Annotated in this window: 20 protein-coding genes and 1 pseudogene; 6 read left to right on the top strand and 15 right to left on the bottom strand. The window is 63.0% G+C overall.

All coding sequences use genetic code 11. The annotated features are described in order from the left end of the window. The first annotated feature begins 8 nt into the window (after positions 1 to 8). A complete protein-coding gene (gene mlaA / locus QY76_RS08075) occupies positions 9 to 776 on the top strand; it encodes a phospholipid-binding lipoprotein MlaA (RefSeq protein WP_034162685.1) in 768 nt (255 codons plus the stop codon). A 284-nt stretch (positions 777 to 1060) separates the two neighbouring features. Here mlaA and fadL read toward each other — a convergent pair whose 3' ends face one another. Continuing rightward, positions 1061 to 2377 (bottom strand): long-chain fatty acid transporter FadL, encoded by a 1317-nt coding sequence (gene fadL / locus QY76_RS08080; RefSeq protein WP_045424157.1) that lies wholly within the window; start codon positions 2375 to 2377, stop codon positions 1061 to 1063. A 397-nt stretch (positions 2378 to 2774) separates the two neighbouring features. On the opposite strand from fadL, the gene QY76_RS08085 reads away from it, so the two are divergent. Both QY76_RS08085 and sixA read left to right on the top strand, forming a co-directional pair. Beyond that, positions 2775 to 3071: a YfcZ/YiiS family protein gene (locus QY76_RS08085; protein ID WP_015461965.1), complete on the top strand. Its 297-nt coding sequence runs from the start codon at positions 2775 to 2777 to the stop codon at positions 3069 to 3071. Positions 3072 to 3463: 392 nt separating this feature from the next. Next, positions 3464 to 3940 (top strand): phosphohistidine phosphatase SixA, encoded by a 477-nt coding sequence (sixA, locus tag QY76_RS08090; RefSeq protein ID WP_034162683.1) that lies wholly within the window; start codon positions 3464 to 3466, stop codon positions 3938 to 3940. Between the two features lie 51 nt (positions 3941 to 3991). Here sixA and smrB read toward each other — a convergent pair whose 3' ends face one another. Further along, the gene (gene smrB / locus QY76_RS08095; RefSeq protein WP_045424161.1) at positions 3992 to 4537 is read right to left on the bottom strand and encodes an endonuclease SmrB; all 546 of its coding nucleotides are present in this window, start codon (positions 4535 to 4537) and stop codon (positions 3992 to 3994) included. Positions 4538 to 4747: 210 nt separating this feature from the next. On the opposite strand from smrB, the gene prmB reads away from it, so the two are divergent. The 3 genes from prmB to QY76_RS08110 all read left to right on the top strand — a co-directional run bounded on the left by prmB (position 4748) and on the right by QY76_RS08110 (position 7553). Further along, positions 4748 to 5680, top strand: coding sequence for a 50S ribosomal protein L3 N(5)-glutamine methyltransferase (prmB, locus tag QY76_RS08100; protein ID WP_034162681.1), 933 nt, complete (start codon positions 4748 to 4750; stop codon positions 5678 to 5680). A gap of 93 nt (positions 5681 to 5773) precedes the next feature. Beyond that, the gene (aroC, locus tag QY76_RS08105; protein ID WP_045424164.1) at positions 5774 to 6862 is read left to right on the top strand and encodes a chorismate synthase; all 1089 of its coding nucleotides are present in this window, start codon (positions 5774 to 5776) and stop codon (positions 6860 to 6862) included. Continuing rightward, complete coding sequence (locus QY76_RS08110; RefSeq protein WP_371201547.1) at positions 6831 to 7553, top strand: penicillin-insensitive murein endopeptidase; 723 nt, start codon at positions 6831 to 6833, stop codon at positions 7551 to 7553. Before aroC ends, QY76_RS08110 begins: the two co-directional genes overlap by 32 nt. A 189-nt stretch (positions 7554 to 7742) precedes the next feature. Here QY76_RS08110 and QY76_RS08115 read toward each other — a convergent pair whose 3' ends face one another. From QY76_RS08115 to QY76_RS08175, 13 genes and pseudogenes are all read right to left on the bottom strand, one after another. Then, entirely contained in the window at positions 7743 to 11525 is a 3783-nt protein-coding gene (locus tag QY76_RS08115) for a type VI secretion protein IcmF/TssM N-terminal domain-containing protein (protein ID WP_045424166.1), read from the bottom strand. Next, positions 11522 to 12172 carry a DotU family type IV/VI secretion system protein gene (locus tag QY76_RS08120; RefSeq protein WP_045424169.1) on the bottom strand — a complete coding sequence of 217 codons (651 nt, stop codon included), beginning with the start codon at positions 12170 to 12172 and terminating at the stop codon, positions 11522 to 11524. The genes QY76_RS08115 and QY76_RS08120 overlap by 4 nt, the downstream gene beginning before the upstream one ends. Beyond that, on the bottom strand, positions 12169 to 13557 hold the full coding sequence (gene tssK / locus QY76_RS08125; protein WP_034172515.1) for a type VI secretion system baseplate subunit TssK: 1389 nt from the start codon (positions 13555 to 13557) through the stop codon (positions 12169 to 12171). The genes QY76_RS08120 and tssK overlap by 4 nt, the downstream gene beginning before the upstream one ends. 98 nt (positions 13558 to 13655) lie before the next feature. Next, positions 13656 to 14297 carry a type VI secretion lipoprotein TssJ gene (locus tag QY76_RS08130; protein WP_045424174.1) on the bottom strand — a complete coding sequence of 214 codons (642 nt, stop codon included), beginning with the start codon at positions 14295 to 14297 and terminating at the stop codon, positions 13656 to 13658. Next, positions 14284 to 15354: a type VI secretion system protein TssA gene (gene tssA, locus QY76_RS08135; RefSeq protein WP_045424177.1), complete on the bottom strand. Its 1071-nt coding sequence runs from the start codon at positions 15352 to 15354 to the stop codon at positions 14284 to 14286. The genes QY76_RS08130 and tssA overlap by 14 nt, the downstream gene beginning before the upstream one ends. A gap of 13 nt (positions 15355 to 15367) precedes the next feature. Next, positions 15368 to 15669: pseudogene (locus QY76_RS08140) on the bottom strand (PAAR domain-containing protein). Between the two features lie 94 nt (positions 15670 to 15763). Then, the gene (locus tag QY76_RS08145) at positions 15764 to 17749 is read right to left on the bottom strand and encodes a type VI secretion system Vgr family protein (protein WP_034162673.1); all 1986 of its coding nucleotides are present in this window, start codon (positions 17747 to 17749) and stop codon (positions 15764 to 15766) included. Then, the gene (gene tssH / locus QY76_RS08150) at positions 17749 to 20355 is read right to left on the bottom strand and encodes a type VI secretion system ATPase TssH (RefSeq protein WP_081854046.1); all 2607 of its coding nucleotides are present in this window, start codon (positions 20353 to 20355) and stop codon (positions 17749 to 17751) included. Before tssH ends, QY76_RS08145 begins: the two co-directional genes overlap by 1 nt. Positions 20356 to 20473: 118 nt before the next feature. Then, positions 20474 to 21499 carry a type VI secretion system baseplate subunit TssG gene (gene tssG / locus QY76_RS08155; RefSeq protein WP_045424183.1) on the bottom strand — a complete coding sequence of 342 codons (1026 nt, stop codon included), beginning with the start codon at positions 21497 to 21499 and terminating at the stop codon, positions 20474 to 20476. Continuing rightward, positions 21496 to 23337 (bottom strand): type VI secretion system baseplate subunit TssF, encoded by a 1842-nt coding sequence (tssF, locus tag QY76_RS08160; protein ID WP_034162670.1) that lies wholly within the window; start codon positions 23335 to 23337, stop codon positions 21496 to 21498. Before tssF ends, tssG begins: the two co-directional genes overlap by 4 nt. 3 nt (positions 23338 to 23340) lie before the next feature. Then, positions 23341 to 23817, bottom strand: coding sequence for a type VI secretion system baseplate subunit TssE (gene tssE, locus QY76_RS08165; RefSeq protein ID WP_045424186.1), 477 nt, complete (start codon positions 23815 to 23817; stop codon positions 23341 to 23343). Between the two features lie 8 nt (positions 23818 to 23825). Next, the gene (locus QY76_RS08170; protein WP_034162668.1) at positions 23826 to 25046 is read right to left on the bottom strand and encodes a hypothetical protein; all 1221 of its coding nucleotides are present in this window, start codon (positions 25044 to 25046) and stop codon (positions 23826 to 23828) included. Positions 25047 to 25176: 130 nt separating this feature from the next. After that, positions 25177 to 25668 (bottom strand): type VI secretion system tube protein Hcp, encoded by a 492-nt coding sequence (locus tag QY76_RS08175; RefSeq protein WP_034162667.1) that lies wholly within the window; start codon positions 25666 to 25668, stop codon positions 25177 to 25179. Positions 25669 to 25682: the final 14 nt, after the last annotated feature.

Raw genomic sequence — 25682 nt, forward strand, 5'->3', positions numbered from 1 at the left:
AGTGAATTATGAAATATCGTCTGGCGGGGGTGGCCCTGGCAAGCGTGGTATTGGCCGGCTGTGCCACGGGATCTTCCCCGCACGATACACAGGGGCGATCGGATCCGCTGGAGGGCTTTAACCGGGCCATGTTCAGCGTGAACTATGACTACCTTGACCCCTACCTGGTGCGGCCGGTGGCCGTGGTATGGCGTGACTATGTTCCCCGCCCTGCGCGTAACGGATTGATGAATTTCTTCGTTAACCTGGCGGAGCCGGCCAGCATGGTGAACAGCTTTGCCGAGGGGCGGATCTATGACGGCTTCCGTCACTTTAACCGCTTCTTCCTCAACACGACGCTGGGGATGGGCGGGCTGATCGACGTTGCGGCGATGGCCAACCCTGACAAGCTGGGCAAGCAGGATCCACAGCGCTTCGGCAGTACGCTGGGCTACTACCATATCCCCTACGGCCCCTACGTGGTGCTGCCGGGCTACGGCAGCTTTACCCTGCGCCAGGAGGGGGGCGATTCGGTGGATTACCTCTATCCGCCGCTGGGGTGGCTGACCTTCTGGATGTCGGCCGGTAAGTGGGCGCTGGAGGGGATTGAAACCCGGGCCCAGCTGCTGGACTCCGACGGCCTGCTGCGCAACTCGCCCGATCCGTACATCACGGTACGCGAGGCTTACTTCCAGTACAATGACTTCCTGGTCAACGGCGGTCAGGTTCAGCAGGAGACCAACCCCAATGCGCAGGCGATCCAGGACGATTTGAAAGATATCGACTCGGCTAACTGAGGCATAGGCTGCGTGGGCGTCCGGCGGGCGCCCGTTTTTTTATCTCTGCAGCGCCGCCGCGCGCGTCGACTTCCTCGCGGCGACCGCTCCCGCTTTGGCGTCCCACCGCCTTCTCCCTTACCATACCCACGGACGCCGCCGAGCGTTGCCGTACCGGCCGCCTTTTGCCGGGACGATCGGCGCGCTATCGCCCTCATCGTGCGGCGGTGGCTTTCCGGGCAGTCGTGGGCGCAGAGATAAAAAAAGCGCCCCACAGGGGCGCTCGATGTCTGACGGCGTCGCGATTAGAAGGCGTAGTTCAGGTTAGCGCCGTACAGCCAGGCCTTACCGACGGAGCGGAAGGTATAGGGACCTTCCTTGAAGTCAACGTGGGAGCCGTGCATATAGGAGGCGCCGACGTCCACGGAGAGATCGCGGTTAAAGGCGTAGCTGAAGCCGCCGCTCAGCCAGGCGCGGTTCTGATCCGGAATGGAGATAGAGCGGTGCTCGGCCGGCACCGGCGTCGCGTCAAAGGCTACGCCGCCGCGGAAGGTCCAGCTATCGTCATAGTAGTAGGTGGCCCCCAGCGCCATACGGTAGGCGTCGTGGAACTGCTCATCCTTCTGGAACAGGGTATCGTTGCTGTTATTGGTGGCCTTCAGCTCTTTAAACTGGCTCCAGGTGGTATAGGCCAGGCTGTAGTGGATAGCCCACTGCGGCGCCACGCGGTTATAGCCGGAGACCTCTAGCATCGCCGGCAGGGTCATGCTCAGCTTGCCCGGAATGACTTGGCCGCTGCTGCCCATCGGCAGGCCGATGACGCCCAGGATCGGGTTCAGGTTAGCGGGCAGGGCGCTGCTGTAGTCGCCTTTAAAGTCGAGCTTTACCTCTGAACGGTAGGTCAGGGCGTAGCGGTTACGCTCGTCTACCTGGAACAGGATCCCGGCGTTCCAGCCGTAGCCCCAGGCGTGGCCTTTCAGATCGGCGATCTGGGTGTCGGCGGGAATGTTCATGGCCATTGACCGATACGGCTGCGGCAGCTTGGGGGCCAGCATCTGCGGCAGATCGCCGGCATAGCGCTCGATCTTCGCCTTGGCGTATACCGCGTTGACGCCTAAGCCGAAGCTCAGCTGCTGGTTGAGGCGGTAGGCGGTGCTCAGGTTAAAGTTGGCGGTCATCAGATCGGTGGTGCCGCCAAAGGCGCCGGCGGTGTAGTTATCGCTAAAATCGGTGGCCAGGCCGTAGTTGCTGGTGGCGGAGGCGCCGATGGACCAGCGATCGTTCAGCGGCTGCACGTAGTGCAGGTTGGGGATCAGCGCGCTCGGGGCGATGTTGTGCGCGTTCAGGCTCTGACCGGTCGGCGAGGTTCCGGTGATATCGACGCCCGGATCGATATAAATGCCGCCGACGGAGATCGCCGGACGGTCGAAGGTGCTCAGCACGGCCGGGTTGCGGCTGGCGGAGGCCGGCGTGTCGATCATGGCCCCTTCGCCGGAGAAGGCCCGGCCCAGTCCGGCCGCGGAGAATTCATTGAGCTGAAAACCCGCCGCGTTGACGTTGGAAGAGAGTAGTGCTACCGCCGCGGCTAACGCCGATCGAGTAAACAGTTTTTTCTGGCGCATATCCGAAGCCTCGTAGAACTTTTTTTAAACAATGTTACACGTCGTAACAAGGAGCGCGGATTGTAGGGGGGAGCGGCGGCCTAACAAATCAGACCAGTGCCGTATCGGCGCGGGACGATGGCTGAATGTTGCAATATTGTTCTTTGATTTCATGGGGTTGATGTTTTTAATTTGTTATTTTTGTTGTAAGATTATTACCTTGCTGGGTGAATATAGGTGAAAAAACGCCGCAAACCGTGGAGATTACGCGATTTTGGCGCGATGCGTAATTCCGCTCTCCTGGCGCTAGTGTGAAAAAGGCGGGCGAGGTAAAATAAGCGTAAATATCCTGTTTTTTGAGCCAGATCATCATTGGCACGACTATCGGGGCGGTTGCCCCACTGAGGAGACAAGCGAAATGACCGATGCAATCAATAAATGCAGCGCGACTGAAACCGCGGCATGCTGTTGTGTAGACGTAGGTACCGTGATGGACAATACCGACTGCACCGCATCTTACCGTCATCTATTTGCCAGCCAGGATGAGGCTCAGGCGATGCTGGCTCAGCTGACTGAAAAGGCGCAGTCCGTCGCGTCCGAGCCGTGCCAGATCACCAGCAGCATTGCGCAGAATGCGCAGGGCTTCGAGCTGAACATCGATTTCCTGTTCTGCTGTCAGGCCGAGACGCTGATTTTCCAGCTGGGCCTGCGCTAAGCGTGCGCCGAGGGGGAAAAACGCACGGGAGACCGTGCGTTTTTTTGTAATCGGAGGTTATCCGCCGCGCGGGCCGATGGCATTGGGCCGCCCGCAGGGGGATGAGAGCCGGATCACTGGCTGCAACTCTTTTGCCTTTAAGATCTGTACAGCCGGCGGTGAACGGGGTAGTTTTCGTCCCTGCGGCGTACGGGGTGCGCCGTTAACAGCGCGCCGAATAACGGCGCGCGTCGCCTCGTGATAACAATAAATCGGCGGTAGCCCCACTGCGATCCTTTGCTCTTCCGGCTTGGCGCGGAAAAGGATGCATTGAGTAACGATATTTTTCTTTCCACCAGGGTGTAAGGGCCGCGCACGGTGGCGTCGGCGTTTACCAACAGTAGCGGTGCAATATGCAAGTTTTTATTATGCGTCACGGTGAAGCGGCGCTTGAGGCCGCCAGCGATGCGCAGCGTCCGTTGACGCAGGTCGGTCGTGCGGAATCCGTGCGCATGGCGGCCTGGCTGGGTAGCCAGGTTGAGAACATCGATCGGGTGCTGGTCAGCCCCTATCTGCGGGCGCAGCAGACGCTGGCCGCGGTGCGCGAGGCGCTGTCGCTGCCGAGCGAAGTCGAGATCCTGAACGAGCTGGTGCCGGGCGGCGATGCCGATGTCACCGCCAGCTACCTTGAGGCGCTGTCACAGCAGGCGTCGCAGCGGGTGCTGGTGATCTCGCATCTGCCGCTGGTCGGCTATCTGGTCTCCGCCCTCTGCCCACAGGAGACGCCGCCGATGTTTGCGACCTCGGCCATCGCCGCCGTAACCCTGGACGGGGCCGCGGGTGAGCTGGCGTGGCAGGTGAGCCCATCCCAGCTGGCCGACGACCTCTGATCTTCCTTATCGGTCCCGTCGCCCGACGGCGGCCGGCGTGGAGCCCGCGCCTCAGAGGTGCGGCGTCTCTCGTTCATCGACCTCAATGAGCACCAGCAGCGCGGCATCGCCGCCCCATTCGCGCGGCGCCTGATAAAAGGCGCGGACGTCGGGGTGCTGCGCCAGCCACAGCGGCGTCTGCTGCTTGAGAACATGCTTGCCGTGGCCGTGCATGACGCAGGCGCAGCAGAGGTGTTCGCGGCGGCAGGTGGCAATCAGCGCCCCCAGCTCCTGTTTGGCCTGTTGTTGGGTCAGGCCGTGCAGATCGAGAAACATCTCCGGGGTGTAGTCGCCGCGACGCAGCTGCTTTAGCTCAAAGTGGCTGACGTCGGGGCGGACGTAGCGGGTCGGCCCGTCGCTGCTCAAGTTGGGCTGAAACTCATCGGAAAAGTAGAAGCTGGCGTCGATCTGCTCCTGCAGCACCTTTTGCGGCGCCGCCTGGCGCGTCAGGCGCGCCGGGCGATGGGTTACCCTGTCCTGGCTCAGGGGGCGGATACCGGCGACGACGGTGCGGAACAGGGCGGCGTCATCGCCATTGATGGAATGTTTCTTGCTCATGCTGTGACGGTTCGCTGATTTCTTACTGATAATCACAGTGTAACCGCAGATGGGCGCCGCGCTAAGTAAAACCGCCGTCGGCGGCGGATCCTTGCTGATTTGTCCGTGGCTTCATGGCACACTACAGCCGCTATACCCCGACGGGTATCACTCAATATTATGTAATCTATGCCGTGAGGCATGACTTTCCGAGCGCTGCTGGAGGCTACTTTGGACAAGATTTTCGTCGATGAGGCGGTAAACGAACTGCACACCATTCAGGATATGCTGCGCTGGACCGTCAGCCGCTTTAACGCCGCTGAGGTTTACTACGGCCACGGCACGGATAACGCGTGGGATGAGGCCGTGCAGCTGGTGCTGCCGACGCTCTATCTGCCGATGGACATTCCTGAGGATATGCGTAGCGCCCGTCTGACCCTGAGTGAGCGTCACCGTATCGTTGAGCGGGTGATCCGCCGTATCAATGAGCGTATTCCGGTCGCCTATCTGACCAATAAGGCCTGGTTCTGCGGGCACGAATTCTATGTGGACGAGCGGGTGCTGGTGCCGCGTTCGCCGATCGGCGAGCTTATCGACAATCGCTTCTCCGGCCTGATCGGCGATGAGCCGCAGCACATTCTGGATATGTGTACCGGCAGCGGCTGCATCGCCATCGCCTGCGCCTATGCGTTCCCGCAGGCCGAAGTGGACGCGGTGGATATCTCCAGCGATGTGCTGGCGGTGACGGAGCATAACATTCAGCAGCACGGCCTGGAGCAGCAGGTGACGCCGATCCGCTCCGATCTGTTCCGTGAGCTGCCGCCGCTGCGCTATGACCTGATCGTGACCAATCCGCCCTATGTCGATGAAGAGGACATGTCCGATCTGCCCGACGAGTTCCGCCATGAGCCGGCGCTGGGGCTGGCCGCCGGCAGCGATGGCCTGAAGCTGGTACGCCGTATCCTGGCCTGTGCGCCGGACTATCTGAGCGATGACGGGGTCCTGATCTGTGAAGTGGGCAACAGCATGGTGCATCTGATGGCGCAGTATCCGCAGATCCCGTTTGTCTGGCTGGAGTTCGATAACGGCGGCGACGGCGTCTTTATGCTGACGCGTCAGCAGCTGCTGGAGTGCGCGGAGCACTTCGCCCTTTACCGCAGCTGAGCGCGAGGGGGCGGTCGCTGGGCCTGCCCCCCTTTATTCCGAATGCAGAGACAGGCAGTCCCCTGATGGCGTCAGGGCAACCAGGAGAGTGACATGGCGGGAAACAGCATTGGTCAGGTATTCAGAGTAACCACCTTCGGCGAGTCGCACGGTGCGGCGCTGGGCTGCATTGTGGACGGCGTTCCGCCGGGAATGGCGCTGAGCGAGGCGGATCTGCAGCGCGATCTCGATCGCCGTCGCCCCGGCGCGTCGCGCTACACCACGGCGCGGCGCGAGGCCGACCGGGTGCGGATCCTGTCGGGCGTCTTTGAGGGGATGACCACCGGCACCAGTATTGGGCTGCTGATCGAGAACACCGATCAGCGCTCGCAGGACTATGGCGCCATCAAGGATCTGTTTCGCCCGGGCCACGCCGACTACAGCTATGAGCAGAAGTATGGCCTGCGCGACTACCGGGGCGGCGGGCGCTCCTCGGCGCGGGAGACCGCGATGCGCGTCGCCGCCGGGGCGATCGCTAAAAAATACCTTCAGCAGCAGCATGGCATCGTTATCCGCGCCTGCCTGAGCCGGATGGGCGATATCGTCTGCCGCCTGTCTGACTGGGCGCAGGTAGAGCAGAATCCCTTCTTCTGTCCCGATGTGCAGCAGCTGGAGGCGCTGGATGCCCTGATGCGCGATCTGAAAAAGTGCGGCGACTCGATCGGCGCCGAGGTGACGGTGATGGCGACCGGGGTTCCCCCTGGGCTGGGCGAGCCGGTCTTCGATCGGCTGGACGCCGACCTGGCCCATGCGCTGATGAGTATCAATGCGGTGAAGGGCGTCGAGATCGGCGCCGGCTTTGCGGCGGTGGGGCAGCGCGGCAGCGAGCATCGCGATGAGATCACCCCGGCGGGCTTTCTCAGCAACCATGCCGGCGGTATTCTGGGTGGGATCAGCAGCGGTCAGCCGCTGCTGGCGCGCCTGGCGCTGAAGCCGACGTCGAGCATTATGGTGCCAGGGCAGACGATTACCCGCGCCGGCGAGGCGACGACCATGGTCACCCGCGGCCGTCACGACCCCTGCGTGGGGATCCGGGCGGTGCCGATCGCCGAGGCGATGATGGCGCTGGTGTTGATGGATCATCTGCTGCGCCAGCGTGCGCAGTGCGCGGATGTCGCCTGTACGGTTCCGCGTTGGTCATAAAGGAGTGGTCAGCGTGAGTAAACGCGCGTGGTTATGGCTGGCAGCGCTGTGCGCGCTGCCGGCGCTGGCTCAGACCCAGACGCCCTGGCAGCGCATTGCCCAGGCGCTGCCGCTGGCGTCGGAGAACTATCAGGTCATGCGCAGCGATCAGCGGCGCTACTTCGGCCATCCGACGCTGCTGGCGTTCGTGGCGCGCCTGGGTGCCGAGGCCCGCACGCAGCGTCTGGGTACCCTGCTGATCGGCGATATGGCGATGCCGGCCGGTGGACGCTTCAACGGCGGTCACGCCAGCCATCAGTCGGGGCTGGATGTGGATATCTGGCTACAGCTGCCCCAGGTGCGCTGGACGCCGCAGCAGCTGCGGCAGCCGGTGCCGCAGGATCTGGTGGCCGTCGGCGCCGACAGGGTGATCCCGTCGCGCTGGACGCCGCAGGTCGGCGAGCTGATCAGGCTGGCGGCGCAGGATCCCCAGGTGGTGCGTATTTTTGTCAACCCGGCGATCAAGCGTCAGCTGTGCGAGACGGCCGGCGGCGATCGCGCCTGGCTGCATAAGGTGCGCCCGTGGTTTGCCCACCGCGCCCATATGCACGTGCGCCTGCGCTGTCCGCCGGGCAGCGTGGATTGTGAGGCGCAAACGCCGCCGCCGCTGCCGCCGGCGTGTCAGGCGCTGCTGGCGCAGCTTCACGGCTAGATCGGCGCTCGCCGGCGTCCGTCGTGGCATAGAGGGCGACGATCGCGACGCCCTCCATGGGGGACGCCAGCCGGCGTGGTTAGGGCGTCCGTCCGCCGCATCAGGGCGGGGCGTCAGCCTCTCCCCGCGCCCGAGTCCGGGATCCGCGGCCCTCCGCTCATCCCGGAAACGGACGTCCCGCCGCCGGCATTACGGCCGGTCGGTGACCTGCTTGGCGACCAGTTCACTCATCAGCTGACCAATGCCGCCGTTTTCTCTGGCCAGGCGGATATCCCCCCGCCAGCACTGCCCAATGCGCTCCGGTACACTCATCATGCTCAGTCCCGGCAGTGCATCCAGCGGCGGAAGGATCTCCGACGTGGTCGGCTTATTCAGCGTGGCCAGGGCCTGCTGCGCCTGTTGCTGAAGACGCTGGGCTGACTGAATATCACGTTCTGCCTGCGTCAGCTGGGCGGCGTCCTGCAGCAGGGTCTCCTGTCCGGCGATACGGTAGCGTACCGTAATCTGGGTTAGCCCGACCGCCGCCATCCGACTTTTGTCGGCGGGGAAGTCCGCCGAGGTAAACCGGCGGGCTCCGCCCTGGAAATCCCGTAAAAAGCTGACAAAGCCCTGAGGCCCGGGATAGCTGCGGGTCAGCGTGAAGGCAGGAAGCCGGATCTGCAGCGTCACCTGGCCACACTGCTGCTGTGACCAGAGTACGCTTTGCATCACGGCAAAGTTCAGGTTGTTCAGCCGGAGCGTGGCATTGGTACATTGCATGGTCAGCAGGGTTCCCACGACCTTGGCCCGGGCGTCGCTGTTGACGTCCGTCGGCAGCCCCGTCAGGGCGACGGGATAGCTTTTCGCCTTCAGGGCATTGACGCTGGTGTTCAGCTCCGCCAGTTTTTCGGCAGACTCGGCGGCCGCGGTTTGCCAGCGCTGCTTTTTCTGCTGCTGGGCTAGGACCGCCTGCTGCTGTTTCTGGCGCAGCTCGATTTTCCCGGCCTTCAGATCAACCTGACGGATCAGGGCCCGGTTGATGAAGGGCAGAAAGTCTGCGGTAAAGGGGACTGACTGCCCCAGCGTATCCACCACCTGCCAGCCCGTCTCGTTACGCTGGATAAACGGCTTAATCGGTCCGGATAAAAAGGTCCAGAGCAACCCATTGTCACCATACAGCTTGTCCGCCCGCTCGGCCTGGTTGAGGGTCCAGCGCGATGGCGCGATGACGCGGTCCTGCCACGTGCTCTGCAGGAAGCAGGAGGCCTGCTGATCGGCATAGCGAATGACCAGCTGTAAGGGGCCCGCCATCAGTCCCCAGGTGAGCTGTTCATCGGACCGGTTGTATCCCAGCAGGCTGCGCAGGCTCATCAGGCGTGCATAGGCCGTCTGCAGTGAGGACTGTCCGCTCTGCTGGCTGTCAAAGCCATGGAAGTCCGCCGCCACTTTGGTGGCCTGGGCCTGGCTGATGACGACGCTGTTCATGGCCTGGGTCATGGCCGCCTGATACTCCTGATACAGGCGGATGGCATCCAGCCGGCTGACGAGCTGGCTGCGGGTCTGATCCAGCGCGCCCTTCTGCGCCGTTCCGCGCAGGATCATGCCGCCGACGTCGCTGACCAGTCCGGGTACCCTGACGATGGTTTGCTGGTGGGCGCGCTGACGTATCTCCAGCCACTGCGGGAGCACTCGGAGCCAGCCTGGACGCAAGTCATCCGGCGTGTCGGCGAACTCGTTCAGCAGGCGGCGGGCGAGGCGCAGATACGGGTTGTCATCGTGGGGCAGTCGGTCAATGGTGCTCTGCCACTCTCCCTGGCCGGCCAGGATCCGCTCTCCCTGGGAGAAGTGTCCGGCGAAATCCTGCCAGGCCTGCAATCGCTTCTGCGCATATTCATGCCTGAATGCGGCCAGTTTTTTGTCGAAGGCGATGTCGTTCGGCATGCTGTTGCGCATCTCCACCAGGAATGCGCGGATCCGCTGCTGTCCCTCTAGGGTATAGGCCGCGGCGACCTCCGGCAGGTTATCCGGCCGCAGTGAGCCCTGCCAGAAGTCATCCAAGGTCACGCCAGTCAGATCCGGCTGGGCGTTTGCCCACGGAATGACCCAGTCCAGGGTGGCGCTTTGCGCCGCCAGCTGTCGGAGCCGCTCCTGCAGGCGCAGCAGGCGGGCGTTCTGCTGCTGGACATCCGATGACCAGGCCAGCTGGGAGAGGAACAGGTCATTGAAGCGGGAGACCGTATCCGAATCCAGGCTCGGATACAGTAACCGCAGGGGCGGGGTCGGTATGGGGGGCATGGCCATCAGCGCCTCATCGCTGGCGCCCCGCAGCCTCGCCTGTAGCAGGTTGGCGCGGCGGACCTCCACCTGAATAGCGTTCACCAGGCCATCCGGATGGGATGCCATGCGCTCCGCCGTGGTACTCTGCTGAATCGCTTTGTCCAGCGTGGGCAATATATATTTGCCGAAATCATTTACATACTGCGATTTTGCATCCTCTTCAACCGAGAACAGCTGATGCTGGAATGCCAGTACTCGGCTGGCCCACTGCGCGTTTCTGCTTTCCAGCCAATAAATCGCATCCCGCTGTGCGATCAGCGTCCGCATGTTGTGGGGCAGGGCGCTATTCATGGCCATGGTTGCCGGATAGCGCTGGCGCAGATCGTCCAGCGTATGCTGCCAGTACACGACCGATACGCCGAGATAGCCGAGGGCGGCGGCCACGCACAGCCACCAGGTGAACAGGCCCAGGTGGCGGTTCAGACGTCGCCTGGGGCTGGTCACGGCGACGGGGCGATTCAGGTTACGGTCGGCCGGCAGAACGCGGTTAAACAGATCCCGGACAAAGACCCCGCGCTTGACGGTGTCATGTGCCGCCTCCTGCAGCGCAATCTCCTGCTGATCCGGGGGCCCGCTGCGGGTGTTTCCCTTTTGGACTGCGCTGGCGAAGAATACGCCGCGCAAGATGGGCGACTCCAGATAGGAGCTGTCTCCCAGGGCATGATAGACATAGCGCTTGAGGGGCCCGGCCAGCCTGGTCAGCTCGGTGGGGAACATCAATAAGGCCGGATCGGCATCCGGGTGCTGCAGCAGCATCGTCAGCTGCATGGTTTTCAGCCGGCTGCTGACCCTGCCCAGGGCGATATCGATTACGTCACGAACGTCGCGGCTGTTCTCCGGTTCATCCACCACATGGCCCATGGCCTGATCCAGCACCTCCGGGGTCAGCAGGTGGGACCAGGCCTCCATGCCGTACAGGCTGTCGATTTGGGTCACCAGGACATAGACGGGGAAGCGTCTATCGAACAGACGGATCAGTTGCTCTATGCGGGTGCGAATCAGCCGTCCCTCATCGACGATGCCGCCGCCGTCCTCGGACAGCAGGGTTTGGGCCGACACCGTGAGGACCAGCCCGTTCAATCCGGCCCGGTCGCGATCGCGCCCCAGCAGATCCAGCATCTTGTTCCAGGCCGTGCGGGTATCCTGTGATGCCTCCGGCTGTACAAACTGGCCAGAGATGTCCAGGATGACGGCCTTGTCGAAATACCACCAGTCGACGGGCGCCTTGCCGTCATTGATCTCATGAGGCAAATCCAGCGGTGCCGCCAGGCCTGACTGCGCCAGCAGCGCCGATTTACCCGTCCCCGGGCGGCCCAGCAGCATAAACCAGGGCAGAACCTGCAGCGGGTGGCGGAAACGGCGCAGCTGGGAGTGCTTCAGCAGGGTGGTGGCCGCCTTCCACTGGCGCTGTAGCGTCACGGGATGGCGCTCCGCGGCCCGGGCTTTTTCAACCGGCTCCGCCTCCAGGCTGCGGGTACGCCATGCCCGCGCCTTACGCCAGAGATAGCGGGTCAGCAGGGCGCCGGCCAGAATGCTGAGAAACAGCACCCATGCGGCGGCGGCGGGCCAGCGTTGCCACAGCGTGAGCAGCCAGCACAGTATCGCCAGTACGATCAGGATCAGTGCGACAGCGATCCATTTGAAGAGACGTTTCATGGCAGCCACTCCAGCGCGATATCCGCGTATTCATATAGTACCCAGTTCAGAATGCCATACAGTGCGGCCAGGATGGCCAGCGGCACGACGATGGTGGTAAAGCGGCCGTGGGTCAGCCATCGCTTTTGCTGCGTCGGCGTGAGTGAGGGGCGCGGGTAGGCCTCTGGAAATAAATGCTGCGACGCCTCCCATACCTCGCCGTGCAAGGTCCTCAGCTGGAGCATCCTGATCTGCATCAGCGCGGCCTGGCCCGCCGGGCCGGCATAGCGCCCCTCAAACCCCAGGGCCAGACACAGCAGATAGACCTCCCTGACGCCGTCGGCCTCGGGGCTCAGGGCGGACAGCCTGTCGAAAAAGTCGACCCCGGCGCAGACGGTGTTGAAGTAGCCGGCCTGCAGGGGCTCACGGCGCCATGTCGCAGCGCCGTCCCACGCCGAACACAGGATCGCCTCATCCATCCAGGCCACAACGGCATACATAGCGGCGTCGATCGCCGCCGGACTTTCCCCTTCCTCCTGGGCCCGGATCCGGCTGTGGTGCAGGTATGACTGCAGCCGCTCACGGAATAATGACGCATCGCCTTCGGGCGCCTGCAGATACTGCCGTACATAGAGCATGGGCTGAATAAATGCTTCCGATAAACTCACCGGCTCACTCCTACCAATTCTACGTTGAGGTCATCTGGGGCATCGAACCAGTTGAATGCGATGTGGCAACTCTGGGCGACCTGCCGCCAGGCTTCACTTTGGCTATCGATCTTGAAATAAAACGAGCAGGAGCGCCGGGGCAGGCCCTCGGGAACTGACGATAGCGGCGTCAGCGTGATCCCCGGCAAGGCGCGCTGGATAAGTAAGGGCAATGCGCCGGCCTCGGCCAGCCTGGCGCGGGCCCGGAACGCGGCCTGCAGGGCATCCGGTGCCATGTCACTGCGGACGATCAGGTAGAAGCGGTTACGCTCCTCCAGCAGGCTCTTGGGGAGCCGCGCCGTCAGGTACTCTCCGCTCGGCTCCAGGGCGATCAGGAAATCGGGGCCGATCGATATTTCATTCAATAAATTAATAATCAGATCGCGTACCGCGAAGAGACCCGGCGCGATATCCTGATGGCGGTAGGGCGGGAGTCCCGGGTGGTTTCCGTCCGGGGATCCCAGCATGTCGCAGCGTTCGCTGAAGGTGGACAGCTCGCCGACGATTTGCCGCAGTACGTCGTAGACCTTGCGCGGATGGATCTGCGGTGACTCGGTCAGCTGGTACAGCAGCGGCACGTAGCGGTTGAGGGTGCGCAGGGCCAGCAGAAACATCAGAAAGCTGGCATCGAACTCCGCCTTGCGGATTTCGCGTGGGCTTTTATAGGCCTCCAACTGGCGGGCGCGACCCGCCAGATCGTCGCGGACATCCCGCACCACCCGCATCAGGCTCTCGGAGCCGCCCATGATGTAACACGGCGGAATGAAGTTCCTAGACAGCTGAATCACTTCGCCCTGGCGCTCCAGCCGGGCGATGGGCAGGATATTGTAATCCGTCAGCTTCTCAACCTCGCTCTCCCACAGTATCTGCAGCACGTAGTGCAGGCTCTGGATCTCGGCTTCGGGCCCATCCGAGTATAAATCTGCGAGCTTGTCTCCCTGCTGGGTCGTCACGTAGCGGATGTTCCGGCCTGCGCCATCCTCAAGCTGTGGCACGACGGCCACATTGGACTCGATCGTGTCCAGCTTCTTCAGCCCCAGGTAGACATTGAACGGCCGACTCTGATCCAGCCAGGCCGAGGCGAAGGAGCGCGGCTTACAGATGCTATTGCCCGGCCATACGACATAGCTGTGATCCCGGAAGAGCAGCTCAGCCGACAGGACATTGAGCTGTTGGTTGCCCAGGGCTGACTCCGCAATGGTCAGCGCTCCCACTCCCCAAAAATCCTGCAGTCCGGAATCCAGGAATGGCTTGAGCTGAAATTGGCTATGCAGGTCTGCCAGCTGAAAATGCTGCGGCTGTAAAAACATGCCCTGATGCCAATAAACTGGTTTGTGAATTTTCATCTATTACCCTAAAGGCCAGAGTGGAGAGTTGGCGCAGTTTTTTACTATAACTGCATGTTTAATTTGTAATTCGTAATGGACGGGCCGCCGGATCGCGCCTAGGGATCGCTGATATCGCTCAGCCGGATTGGCGTCGCCACCGCCGGTGCGTCGGCCGGGTCGGGGGCCGGGGGGATACTCTCTACCGGATTGATGACCGCCTCGCCGATCCCGCTGTTACCCAGCTTCAGGGTCAGCGCCACGGGGGAGGGGGCGGCCTGCCAGTCCGGGAACAGTATCCCCGAGCGGGTTACGGCGACCGGGATCTCAAACAGGCGGGAGGTCTGCGCTACCGGCAGGCCGTAGAACGCGGCGATGAACCCCACCTGGCGCGCTTCCTGCAGGCGATCCAAGACCAGGCGGAAAGCGTGGCCGGGCTCCAGGGCATAGCGGCTTACCTGCAAGACCCCGTCAGGGGGACGTCCGCCCTGCAAGACGTGGCCGGCGAGTTCGGGGTTTTGGGTTAACTGATAGAAGGCCTCAGGCGAACGGGCCTGCACCACCGCCAGCACCAGGCTGTGCGACTCGCCGTCGTAGCTGTTCAGATCCGGGGCGGTCTGCGCATTCACCAGAATGGCCTGGCTGCCATACCGCCACTGTACATTGCTGCGGGCCTGCTGCTTTGCCAAGTCGGAGGTGCAGCCGATCAGGCTGAGCAGCAGGCAGCCGACGGCTCCCCAGATCGCCTTATTCTTCATCATAGCCCAGTACACCCTTGAGCATCCGCCGGGTGCCGTCATCTTCCACGACCTCCCGGATCCACTCATCCAGCCTCATATTGCCCCAGCGGGCGGCTTTATCCACAATGTAGGAGACGGGGCTGTGCGGCTCGGTCTCCCTGAAGAACGCGGCGATGCCGCTGAGCTGCCGGATGGCCTCCTCGCGGGTTCGGGGGGCGCCGGCCACGCCGGAAGAGGGGGGGCTGAGCGTGGCGCTCGCCTCTGCGCCTGCCGGCGCCACCGCGTGCTCCTCTGCGTCGCGGGCTAGCGTCACCCCCTTGCCCTCCACCAGACGCCCCACCAGCCGGAGCATCTGCTCCAGCCGCTCAGCCACATCGCTTACCCGCGGGGCATCCCGTCCGAATAAGGGCTCGAGCCGCTGGGATAATCCCTGGAATGCGTGGATGGCCTGCTGCAGCGCGTCCTGCAACGTCAGATAAAAGGTGCCTGGCGTATGGCTGACGGCGAGATCCCAGGCATCCGGATCCAGCTTGCCTTCGCTGATGGCCACCTGCGCCGCGTCACTGTTTAGCCGCTTCAGGTTATCGACCTCCCGGGAGATCTGCCAGTCCAGCCAGCCATAGGCGCGTCCATCCTGGGCGGCCGTCAGAGGGAGCAGGCCCAGCTCCGGGGGAAGGGTCTGGTTGAGCCACTCCAGGCGGCTCACCCGGCCCTCCAGATCCCCCTCGCTCAGCGCCGGATACATCTCCGCCCAATAGCGCTCCAGCAGGCTGTCCAGCAGCAGCAGCCCATCCCGTAGCCCCGGCAACCCATGCCGCTGCACCAGGGCTTCGCACAGCCACACCGCCAGCTGCAGATCTTTGCTGCGCGTCGCCAGCGCCTCGCAGGTCAGGCGGATCACCTCGGCCCAGTTTGACTGTTTGAGCGCGCTGACCCACTCCCCCTGGCCAAGGTAGTCGGCATCGGCCCGGCGGGCCTCCCGAATCTGGTCATATAGCGGGTCGAAGCTGATATCCTCTCCCGCAGGATGGTGTTCACTGATGGGGGCCAGTAAACGCGCCATATCTAAGATTGTCATATCGCGTCCTCCCTTAGCCGCCGATCAACACGGTGGGGCAACCCAGCGTGATGGTGCCGCCATGGGCCGTACTGTCGCCCATGCGGGCGGCGGGCTTGCCGCCGATCAGCACCGTGGCACTGCCCTTGATAATGGTGTCGGGCGGGCCGACGCAGGTCAGCATGTCGCCCAGTACCGCCGCCGGCAGTCCGCCGATCAGTACCGTGGGAACGCCGGGGCCGATGACCGGCCCGCCAACGTGCGGCACCGGGGGACGCCCGGGGTCTGCATCGGGCAGACGTGCATATCCGTCAAACGCGCGGCAGGTTGTCCCATGGATAGACTCCTTATTCAGTTGCGTAAGTACCGCTCCCTTACCGCAGCGCCTGGGCCGAAGCGCGGGGCTCTGCGGGGGTGCGGAGAGAGAAAATCAGTTGATCTTGACAATGCCGCCCTTGATGGAGGTCATCACGGAAGAGGAGACCTCCGCCTCAGCCGAACTGCTCAGGCTGGCCGACTGGGTGCCCGTTATCGCGACGCTGAGGCCGGATAGCGCAATGGACTGTTTCCCCTTCACGGTGACATTCATGCCCTCTAGGAGTACGCCGCCGCTGTCGATGACGATACGGTTGCTGCCCACGCTCAGGGTTATCGAGGTGCCGGCCTCCAGATGGAGGCTTCCCGCCGATACCCTGGTGGCGTGATCCCCCTTGTCCACCTGTAGCGTACTGTTGCCTGACTTCACCTCCGTGCGGGTGTCGCCCTCGATCACCCGGGTATGCTTGCCCTTGGTGATGCTCTGCAGGTAGTTCCCCTCGGAGACCGTTTCGGTGCAGTCATTCTTGATGGTCACCCTCCGGTCGTGCTCGACCGTCAGCTCGTCATCGTGTTTCACCAGACGGCGAAAATCCCGCTCCGAGCGTATGAACACCTCCTCCGCGCCCATCTTGTCCTCGAAGCGCAGCAGGCTGAAGTGCTCCGGATTGCCATTGGGCGTGCTGCGGGTCTGAATGCCGCTCTGGGTCTTATTGTCAGGCAGCTTGAAGGGGGGCGTCTGGTGGGCGTTATAGACCCGACCGGTGATCAGGGGGGCGTCCGGATTGCCATCGACAAAATCCACGATCACCTCCTGACCTACCCGGGGCAGCTGCATCCCGCCCCAGCCCAGCCCGGCCCAGCCTTGTGCCACCCGGATCCAGCAGGAGCTTTTATCATCCTGTGTGCCCAGGCGATCCCAGTGAAAATGGACCTTAACCCGGCCATGCCGATCGGTATGGATCTCCTCGCCCTGCGGGCCGGTGACCACGGCCGTCTGTACGCCATGGATCACCGGGCGGGGCGTTGGGCTCAGGGGCCGGTAAGGCAGGGATTTGGGCAGGCAGATAAAGTGGTTCTGGTAGTTCACCTCTTGGTCCTGCCACGGCAGGTTGTTGACGATCTCGTGCCGTACGCTTAACAGCAGATAGTCACCGTTACAGTCTTTGCGGAGATGTTTTTGCAGGCTGAAGCCATAGCCCGGGGCCAGCGTGCGGCAGCGCCCGCCGCCCTCTATCCGGGCCTGCATGGCCTCTAGCCCCTCCATCTTCAGCTTGGCGCGCCGTTCTCCCTCGCGGGTCTGCGTATAGCCATCGGTAAAATCATAGACCGCCACGTCACTCAGTTTGCCCTGCTTGGCCACCGAGGCGCTGGAAGTCAGCAAGCTGGCGGTCGGCTGTTCAAAGGTATAGGCGTTCAGGAGGACGTTGGCCGGCACGACCGCGAGGGAGGGCATCCACCACTGGATATCATCGCCGGACTCGCTCATATGCTTTGGTCGGTAGACGATGTCTGAGCGCACCTTGCAGGGCTGGACCGCGGCATTGCCATCGGCCAGTACCATCACATGGCGGCTTTCGCTGTGATCGAACCAGTAGAAAATGCCCTCCTCCGCCATCAGCCGGCTAATGAAGTCGAGGTCCGATTCGCGATACTGTACGCAGTATTCCCGAGGGGCGTAGCGCTGCGACAGGGCGAGGCGAAAATCGCTGATGCCCCGCGCCTTGAGCACCGCCTCAATAATCTGCGGCACCGTCTTCTCCTGGAAGATCTGACACTCCCGGGCGTGCTGCAGCCAGGCCAGGCGCGGCACCAGCTCGGCATAATAGGCGAATCCGTGTTGCTCGGCGCCCCGGTATGAGGCCCGGCCGATCACGCCATGCCAGTAGCGAGTCTGGCCATCCGGCAAGGCCAGCCGCAGCGCGGCGGCCTGCCCGACCAGCTTTTGCCACTCCAGCGCAGGGTCCGTGGAGAACAGCTCCAGCTCGAAGCGGTAGAGGTCGGAGATCGCCTCTTCGCCCCGGCACTGCACCACCTGTAAGGCATCCTTGCCCAGCGGGGTGGACAAGGACAACAGCCGGCTATCCGACGTTAATCCCATCAGTCACTCCCCTCTAGCGATCCCGTCAGCCGGCCGTGCTCATCCATCGAGACGGTGATATCGGACACCGGCTCACCGGCGGCCATCCGCGCCAGCACCGCGTCCGCCATACCGGACAGCAGCTGGGCCGACAGAATGTTATCGATCAGGCGGGCGCCGCTGTCCGGCTGGGTACAGCGCTCGGCGATGCCGTCCACCAGGGCTTCGTCGTAATGGAAGGTGGCCTGATGGTTGCGCTGGAAGCGGCGGGCAATCTTATCCAGCTTGAGACGGATAATCTGTTTCAGCACCGCGCCCCGCACCGGGTAGTAGGGCACCACCTGCAGGCGTCCGAGAAAGGCCGGCTTGAAGGCCTGGGTCAGCTCGTCCCGCAGCGCCTCGCACAGCTGCTCCGGCTCGGGCGGCGTCATGCCGTCCTGACAGTAGGCCATCAGGGTGTCGCTGCCGACGTTGGAGGTCAGCAGTATGACGGTGTTGCGGAAGTTGATCTCCCGCCCCTCGGCATCGTCCATGATCCCCTTGTCAAACACCTGGAAGAACAGTTCCAGGACATCCGGATGGGCTTTCTCCACCTCGTCCAGCAGCACCACGCTGTAGGGTTTGCGGCGTACCGCCTCCGTCAGCACGCCGCCCTCGCCGTAGCCGACGTAGCCCGGCGGCGAGCCCCGCAGCGTCGAAACGGTATGGGCCTCCTGAAACTCCGACAGGTTGATGGTGATCAGGTTGCGCTCGCCGCCATACAGGGTTTCGGCCAGCGCCAGCGCGGTCTCGGTCTTTCCCACGCCGCTGGAACCGACCAGCAGAAACACGCCGATGGGCTTGTTGGGATCCTCCAGTCCCGCGCGGGACAGGCGAATACCCCGGGCGATGGTCTCCAGGGCATAGGGCTGTCCGATGACCCGCTCGGCCAGCCGCGTCTGTAGCTGGCGGACCATCTCCAGCTCATCCTGTACCATCTTGCCCAGCGGAATCCCCGTCCATGCCGAGATCACCGCCGCAATGGCGGACTCATCCACACAGGTCTGCACCAGCGGCTCCCGGCCCTGCATTTGCTCAAGCGCCAAAACGGCCTGCTCCAGTCGGGCCAGCACCTCAGCGCGCTCCGGGCCATCTTCCTGCTCCAGCTGCGCTTGTAGCGCCTGAATGTCGGCGACCCGCTCGCACTCCTCTATCCAGCGCTGCTCCAGGGTCTGATAGTGCTCTCGGGCGACCCGGGCCTGCTCCTGCAGCGTCGCCAGACGGCTGCCGTGATCGAGGCCGCCGGCCTGCTCCTGCTCCAGCAGCGCGATCTCGGTCTGGAGATGCTCCAGATGCCGGCATGCGTCCTCGACGGGGGCCGGCAGGGTACGCTGCCCGAGCGCAATGCGGGCGCAGGCGGTATCCAGCACGCTGACCGCCTTATCCGGCAGCTGTCGGCCGGTTAAATAACGGTGTGACAGCCTGACGGCGGCCGTCACTGCCTCATCCAGAATCCGCACCCGGTGGTGCTGGCGCATTTTGGTCAGCATGCCGCGCAGCATCACCATGGCGATCTCCTCGCTGGGCTCCTCCACCTTGATGGCCTGGAAGCGCCGCGCCAGGGCGGGATCTTTCTCGAAATATTTTTTGTATTCGCTCCAGGTGGTGGCGGCAATGGTGCGCAGCTCTCCCCGGGCCAGCGCCGGCTTCAGCAGGTTGGCGGCATCATTCTGGCCAGCCGCGCCTCCCGCGCCGATCAGCGTATGGGCCTCATCGATGAACAGGATGACCGGCTCGCTGCAGGCCTTCACCTCGTCGATGACCGCCTTGAGGCGCCGCTCAAACTCGCCCTTGACGCTGGCACCCGCCTGCAGCAGGCCCAGATCCAGCATCCGCAGGGCAACGCCGCGCAGGCTATCCGGCACCTCTCCGGCCGCAATGCGCAGGGCCAGCCCCTCGACCACGGCGGTTTTTCCTACGCCGGCCTCACCGGTAAGAATCGGGTTGTTCTGCCGGCGGCGCAGTAAGATATCGATCATCTGCCGAATCTCGCCGTCGCGCCCGAGAACCGGGTCCAGCTGATGCTGGCGGGCTCGCTCGGTCAGGTTTACCGTGTATTGATCCAGGGCGGGTGAGGGGGGGGCGCCCGCGCCCGGCGCGCTCCGCGCCGTCGCCTCTTTGCTGCCCGCGGCCAGCGCGGGCCACTGGTGCAGCAGATCTGCCGCTGACCACGCCGCCCACTCTGGCGACAGCGCCCTGGCGAGCTGCTGCAGCACCGGGTCATCCAGCAGGGCCATGACCAGATGGCCGCTGCGGATCTGGCTCTCGCCACAGTTGACGGAGGCCATCAGCCAGGCATCAGACAGCAGCCGCGGCAGGTGGGGGGAAAGCACCGGCTGCCGGCTACATCCGCCCTTCAGACGATCCAGCGCCCGCTCCACGTCCCGCTGAAAACGGCCGGCGTCGACCCCATAGTGCTGCAGCAGGCGCGCCAGGTCCGTGTTGTCCGTCTCCAGCAGCTTGAGCAGCACGTGCTCGATCTCGACCTCGTGATGGCCCCGCGACAGGCACAGGCCCGCCGCTGCCTCCAGCGCCTGATGGCAGGTCTGGTTCATTTTCCCCGTCAAGGCTTTCAAATCTGTATTCACTGAACCCTCTCCCCGAAAAACGGGCTTTCCCGTTAATGAATGTCAGTCACTTCGCCCGGCCGCCCTCTTTCCGCCTGAAGAGGCGCTGGCCGCCGGGCATCTGGTCAGCACGCCCGGCTTATCGCGCGTGTTGACGCTCCCCTGACGCCTGTAATACCACTTCGTCGGCATCGCCTAGCCTGGCGGGGCGGCCGCCCAGCCAGCCAATCCATCCGGGACGGGCCGCCCCGGCCTGGCCATCGCCCAGCGTGCAGGGCGGTACCTCGCTGGCGGCCAGCACCAGCTGAATATCGAATGTTACGGCGATCTCAATGGCGAAACGGACCAACCGGGTCAGCGCCCGAAAGTCCTTGCCCCCCGGCAAAAACGCCTGAAACTGCGTATAGCGCAGGGGGCCGAGGCGGATCCTAAACTGGCTTTGGGCATCCCATACCTGCCGCCCCAGCACCGGCCACTCGCCCAGGGTGCAGTTTTGGCGCCCCAGGGAGAGGCGATCCGCCTCATCCAGCTTCAGCCATCGCCCCTGAAAGGGCAGGATCTCGACCGGTACGGAAAAATAGTCTGTCAGCAGCGTGCGCAGCCCCTCCTCGCTGAGCGAGCGTGCGCCGAACCGGCCGGCGTAATAGGCAAAGACATCGTCATTGACGCCGTCTTTTTTCAGCCGGTTCTGCAGTCCCGGCGTGCCCAGACCGGCCAGGGAGAGCAGCATCTGACGCCAGTCGGCCTGCAGGCCGCACTCCAGATCGGCCGTCGCCTGATGCTTGCGCCATGCCTGGTAAAACAGGGTGATCAGACGGTGATTGAGCAGATCAAAAAAGTGGTGGGCGGTCTGATCCCGATGCTGCAGGCGACGCTCCAGCAGCATCTCGGTATACCGCGTCGGCAGTGCCCCGGAGGGGCCGGTCAGCCCCATGAAGTTGATGGTCATGACCTGCGGCTGGTCTGCCGCAGGGGGCTGCAGCGCATAGATACTGCTGGCCGGGGTGGCCAGGGAGAGATGGGTACGGAAGCGCAGCGGCAGCTCCTGGCAGCCACACTTTAGCTGCTGCAGCTCCAGTATCCTGACGGCCTGAAAAAAATCGAACTCGTAGGGCCGGGCATACAGCTGCTCCAGCACGGACTTTGGGGTCAGGGCGTCGCTCATGACAGCACCGCCTTGCCCGCCCGCGGCGGCCAGCGCTTGAGCGCCTGCTCCCGCTGCCGGGTGCGGACGTGCAGGCGGGTGAAGCTGTTGATGGCGCCATACTGGCTGACGAATCGCTCCACCACGGCGCTGAACAGATACACCCCGGAGCCCTCAAACTGGCTCTCGTCCAGCACCAGGGTGATTTCGATGCCCCGCACCACCGCCGCCTGATTCCGGCTGCACAGGCGCGCCGTCGCCGGCTGGCTATTGATACTGACAATGCCGGCAATCTGCTGACGCAGGGCGGGGGAGTCGCTGAAGTTATACAGCCCGAGCAGCTCCCTGAACGCCTCGGTCGCCTCCTCGTTCTCACCGGTGATGGAGAGCAGGTTCAGGTTCAGGTGAGAGATCAGCCGCCACATGGCGGCCCTGCCGTGGGCCGGACGCAGGGTGGGCGTCGGCTTGCGCAGGCAGTGGATCCGGGTGACGGGAGAGCCACCGTCCACCTCGAAGTCCCCCTGGACACCGCCGAAGGGCAGCAGGGATGGAAACTCACGGTTGGTGCAGGTTACATCGATGCTCAGGGTTTCCGTCGATGACTGGTTGGGGTCAAAATCCAAATCCACCAGGGATAAGTAGACATCCTGCCCCGGGTCATCTCCGTGCAGCCCGCCGCGGCGGTTTTCCATCCAGAACACCCGCTGCGGCTCACTGTCGTTGGCGTGATGCAGGCCGAACAGGGGGCGGTAGCACTTCGTCTTTTCCTGCCCGCCATTCTCGACCAGCTTGCTGACGGCATCGACCGAATAGACCTCCATGCCCCAGGGGCGGCGGACGTCGGGAATAATCGGGTACTCGGTTTTACGGTGGGTTATCTGCAACGGCTCTGCCCGCTGCCGGAACAGGTTGACCACCGGAGTGCATCCCAGCCGGAACGTGGAGGCGTCGATGGTATCGGTCAGTTTGGCCAGGCGTCCCTCCCGCTCGAACGCCGACAGATGGATCAACAGATCGATCTCCTGGCAGGCCTCCGGTAGCGGGGTGGCCTGCAGCAGCCCGGTTATATCAAAAAACAGGAACTTGTCGGGAAAGACAAAGTATTCATGCAGTAGGCGGTAGGCCTGGGACGAGCGGGCATCGTAGTCAAACAGGCTCTCATCCTCGTCGAATCCTACCGGTGAGATGATGCCGGCAGGCAGGGTCCACTCCGACGCTCCGGCGCGCAGGACCACCTTGGTGACATTGTTGAACAGCAGCTCATACAGGGTGTGCACCACGGCCGGCTCCCCCTGGAGAAAGAAGCGCAGTTTATCCATCCCCAGGGTATTCAGATGATGCCCCGGATGGGTCTGCAGCCGGATACAGATCAGACCGGCGCTTCCCTGCTGCTGCACTGACAGGCTGGTTTGCCGCGCGGGGGCGAAGCAGGCATGGATGACCGATACGGGCCAAATCTCCACCGGGTAGGCGGTGCGAAACCGGCATGCCATGCCATCCACCTGGCGGGACAGCAGGTTGGTATGCCGCGGCAGGCGCAGCGGGCCTGACAGGTTAGTCTGCGCCGGATCGACCGAAAACTGGACCAGGGAGAGGGAGGGGATCGGGCGCAGGTAGTGGGGATATAGGATCCCCAGCAGCGCATTGGTAATTTCGGGAAACTGCTCATCAATCTTGTGATGCACCCGGGCGCAGAGAAATGCCACGGCCTCGATCAGCCGCTCGACGTGCGGATCTTCCGATACCCCCTCCTCCAGCAGAAGGCGGCCGGCCACCTTGGGATACTGGGAGGCGAACTCGCGTCCCAGCTGGCGCAGGAACGCCAGCTCCCGGTTATAGTAGGGCAATAGCTCGACCATGCGTCACCTGTCAATTCGATACAGCTGCGTTGAAACATCCAAAACGGCATCAAACATCACCGGCTCCGGCGTGGGATCCACCTCCAGTAATGCCTCGATCCTGAATATCAGCTGACTGATGCCGGTTTTCTCATCCAGATAGATTTGCACCCGGACCTGGCTCAGCCGGGGCTCAAACAGATCGATGGCCCGCTCGATATGCTGGCGGATCCACTCCCGATCCTCGGCGTTGGCGGCACTCAGATTTGAACAGTCCGGCAGGCCATAATTCAGGGGCGACTTTTCCAGCTCGGGCCACTGAACGGTATCCAGCGACAGCGCGGATCGCGTATTCAGCACATTCTCCACATCCCGTCTGACGGCACTGTGAAAGTGGGCCAGGTCATACCGGCGCTCTGATGTCCGTTCGGTTCCCTCCTGCGGGAAATCATCGAACAGACGATCTAGCACGGAGGGGCGGAGGATATGATGAAGGATCATGGCTTAACTCACGGGATTGTCTTTTTTAGGCTGTCGACGCCGTCGGTCGACAGCATGATCGCCAGCGTTTTCAGATAGCCGTCTTTGGTTCCGTGCTCTCCCATCAGCAGCGCAATGGTGGCGATGGCGGTCGGGCAGCCCGGCGTGGTGACCTGAAAGCCGGGCATACAGGGTTTTCCGTTCAGCGGCGCCGCGCCGGGGGTTCCTTGCATCTGGATTCCCCGGCTTCTGGCCGCCTGAATCATCTGTAAACACATCTGGTGCTTGTGGGAGGCTGTGCCCTGCCTGCGGTGGTGCAGCTTGCGTATTCCGATCGCCATCAGCGGGAGTAGTCCCACCATGATAAAGCCGGCGGCAAAGGCTGTCGCTTTGGCCATATTGCTTTGATCATAGCGTTCGATAATAAACTTGAGCCGTCCATCGCACTGGCCGCAGGTGCAGGGATACAAACGCTGGCGCAGATCCCACAGCGTGCCATACACATTCATGGTCGACGCCACGCCGGCCGAGGTTAGGGCCAGGCTCAGTATGACCCCGACCGGGGTGGCGGCGGCCGACAGCGCGGCGCCGACGCCGCCGCCCACGGCATGGCCGACGGTGCTCAGTAACGCGTTACCGCCGACGGAGACACTTCCCTGCGTGGCTGCGATGATCTGATTGGTCAGCGCGATATAGGGGGAGACCCCCTCCGCCATCTTGTTCACCGCCGTCAGCGCCGTTTTGGCCGGCTTGGGCAATGGGTTTCCTAAGATATTGTCAGCGGTATTGATCAGGTTCGCGGTACCCAGCACATTGGATACCGTTGAGGTTGAAAAGGTGGCGATGCCTCGCGCATCCGTTGGTAACGGCCCCGATGCCCTCTGGATATAGCCGTACAGCGCAGCAGCCTGATTGGCGCTGGAGGTCAGGGTTCCGATGTGGCCGATGACCTGCGGGACGCTGATACTATGTCCCCCCGCATCAGCAGGATGGCTGTCGATAGGCCACTGCGGCGGGCGCAGCAGTGAGGTGGCTTTTTGATTCATCGCATCATCTTGGTACGCCTTTAGCTTCTTCAGCAGCGCACCAAAGGATTCTGAGTCGAACTTCAGCTCATGCGTGATGACAACGTCCGCCATACGGAGTATGTCGGTAGGCAGCACTGCCGCACTGTAAAACCCGGCTTGCCGCTTTGGCTTTGGCCCCAGCTGTTGCCACAGCTCGTCATCAGTGAGATCGTCAATATTCATCACATGCTCCTACCGATGTAGCCTATCTGCATATAAAGCAGAAGGGATATCGCCTATCCGTATCCAGCGGGGGACAGCGCAGAGTGAAGTCCGTCGGACGCCCACCGCACTGCGCCCCGCTGTGAGTGTCTTACTTTTTCTTGTTGGTAATCAGGCTCCAGCCCTCAGGGCCGATTTTGCCGCCCGCCTTGCCGCTCTGATCCTGGGGAATATATTCCCAGGTCACTTCTTTATAGGCGAAATCAATGGTTTCCTGCGGACGGTCGCTGCCGCCCGTGGCCCCGGAGCATTGATAGCTGGAGACGGCGACATGCGTAAATTTGTAGATGCAGAAGGCGAACTTATCGCCCGCCTGGGTACAAATCTCCAGCTCCAGCGTGGGAAAGTTCTGCCCCTGAACGGCGGCGGAGGCCAGTTTGACGCTGGCGCTGTCCATCCATTTGGTGACTCGGAGGACCGACATCATGGCCTTACCGGTATTCAGCCCCTGGGTGCCGCTCTCCATCGTGCACTCGTTGCCGGCTCCCCAGGCAAAGCCCAGCACTTCAATCCATTTTTTGTGCTTATCATCGGTGGATTCTCCATCAACCTTATCCAGTTTGATATATGTATCAAAAGCCATAGCGGACCTCTCTT

The organism is Edwardsiella sp. EA181011, from assembly GCF_000800725.1.
Taxonomy (GTDB): domain Bacteria; phylum Pseudomonadota; class Gammaproteobacteria; order Enterobacterales; family Enterobacteriaceae; genus Edwardsiella; species Edwardsiella anguillarum.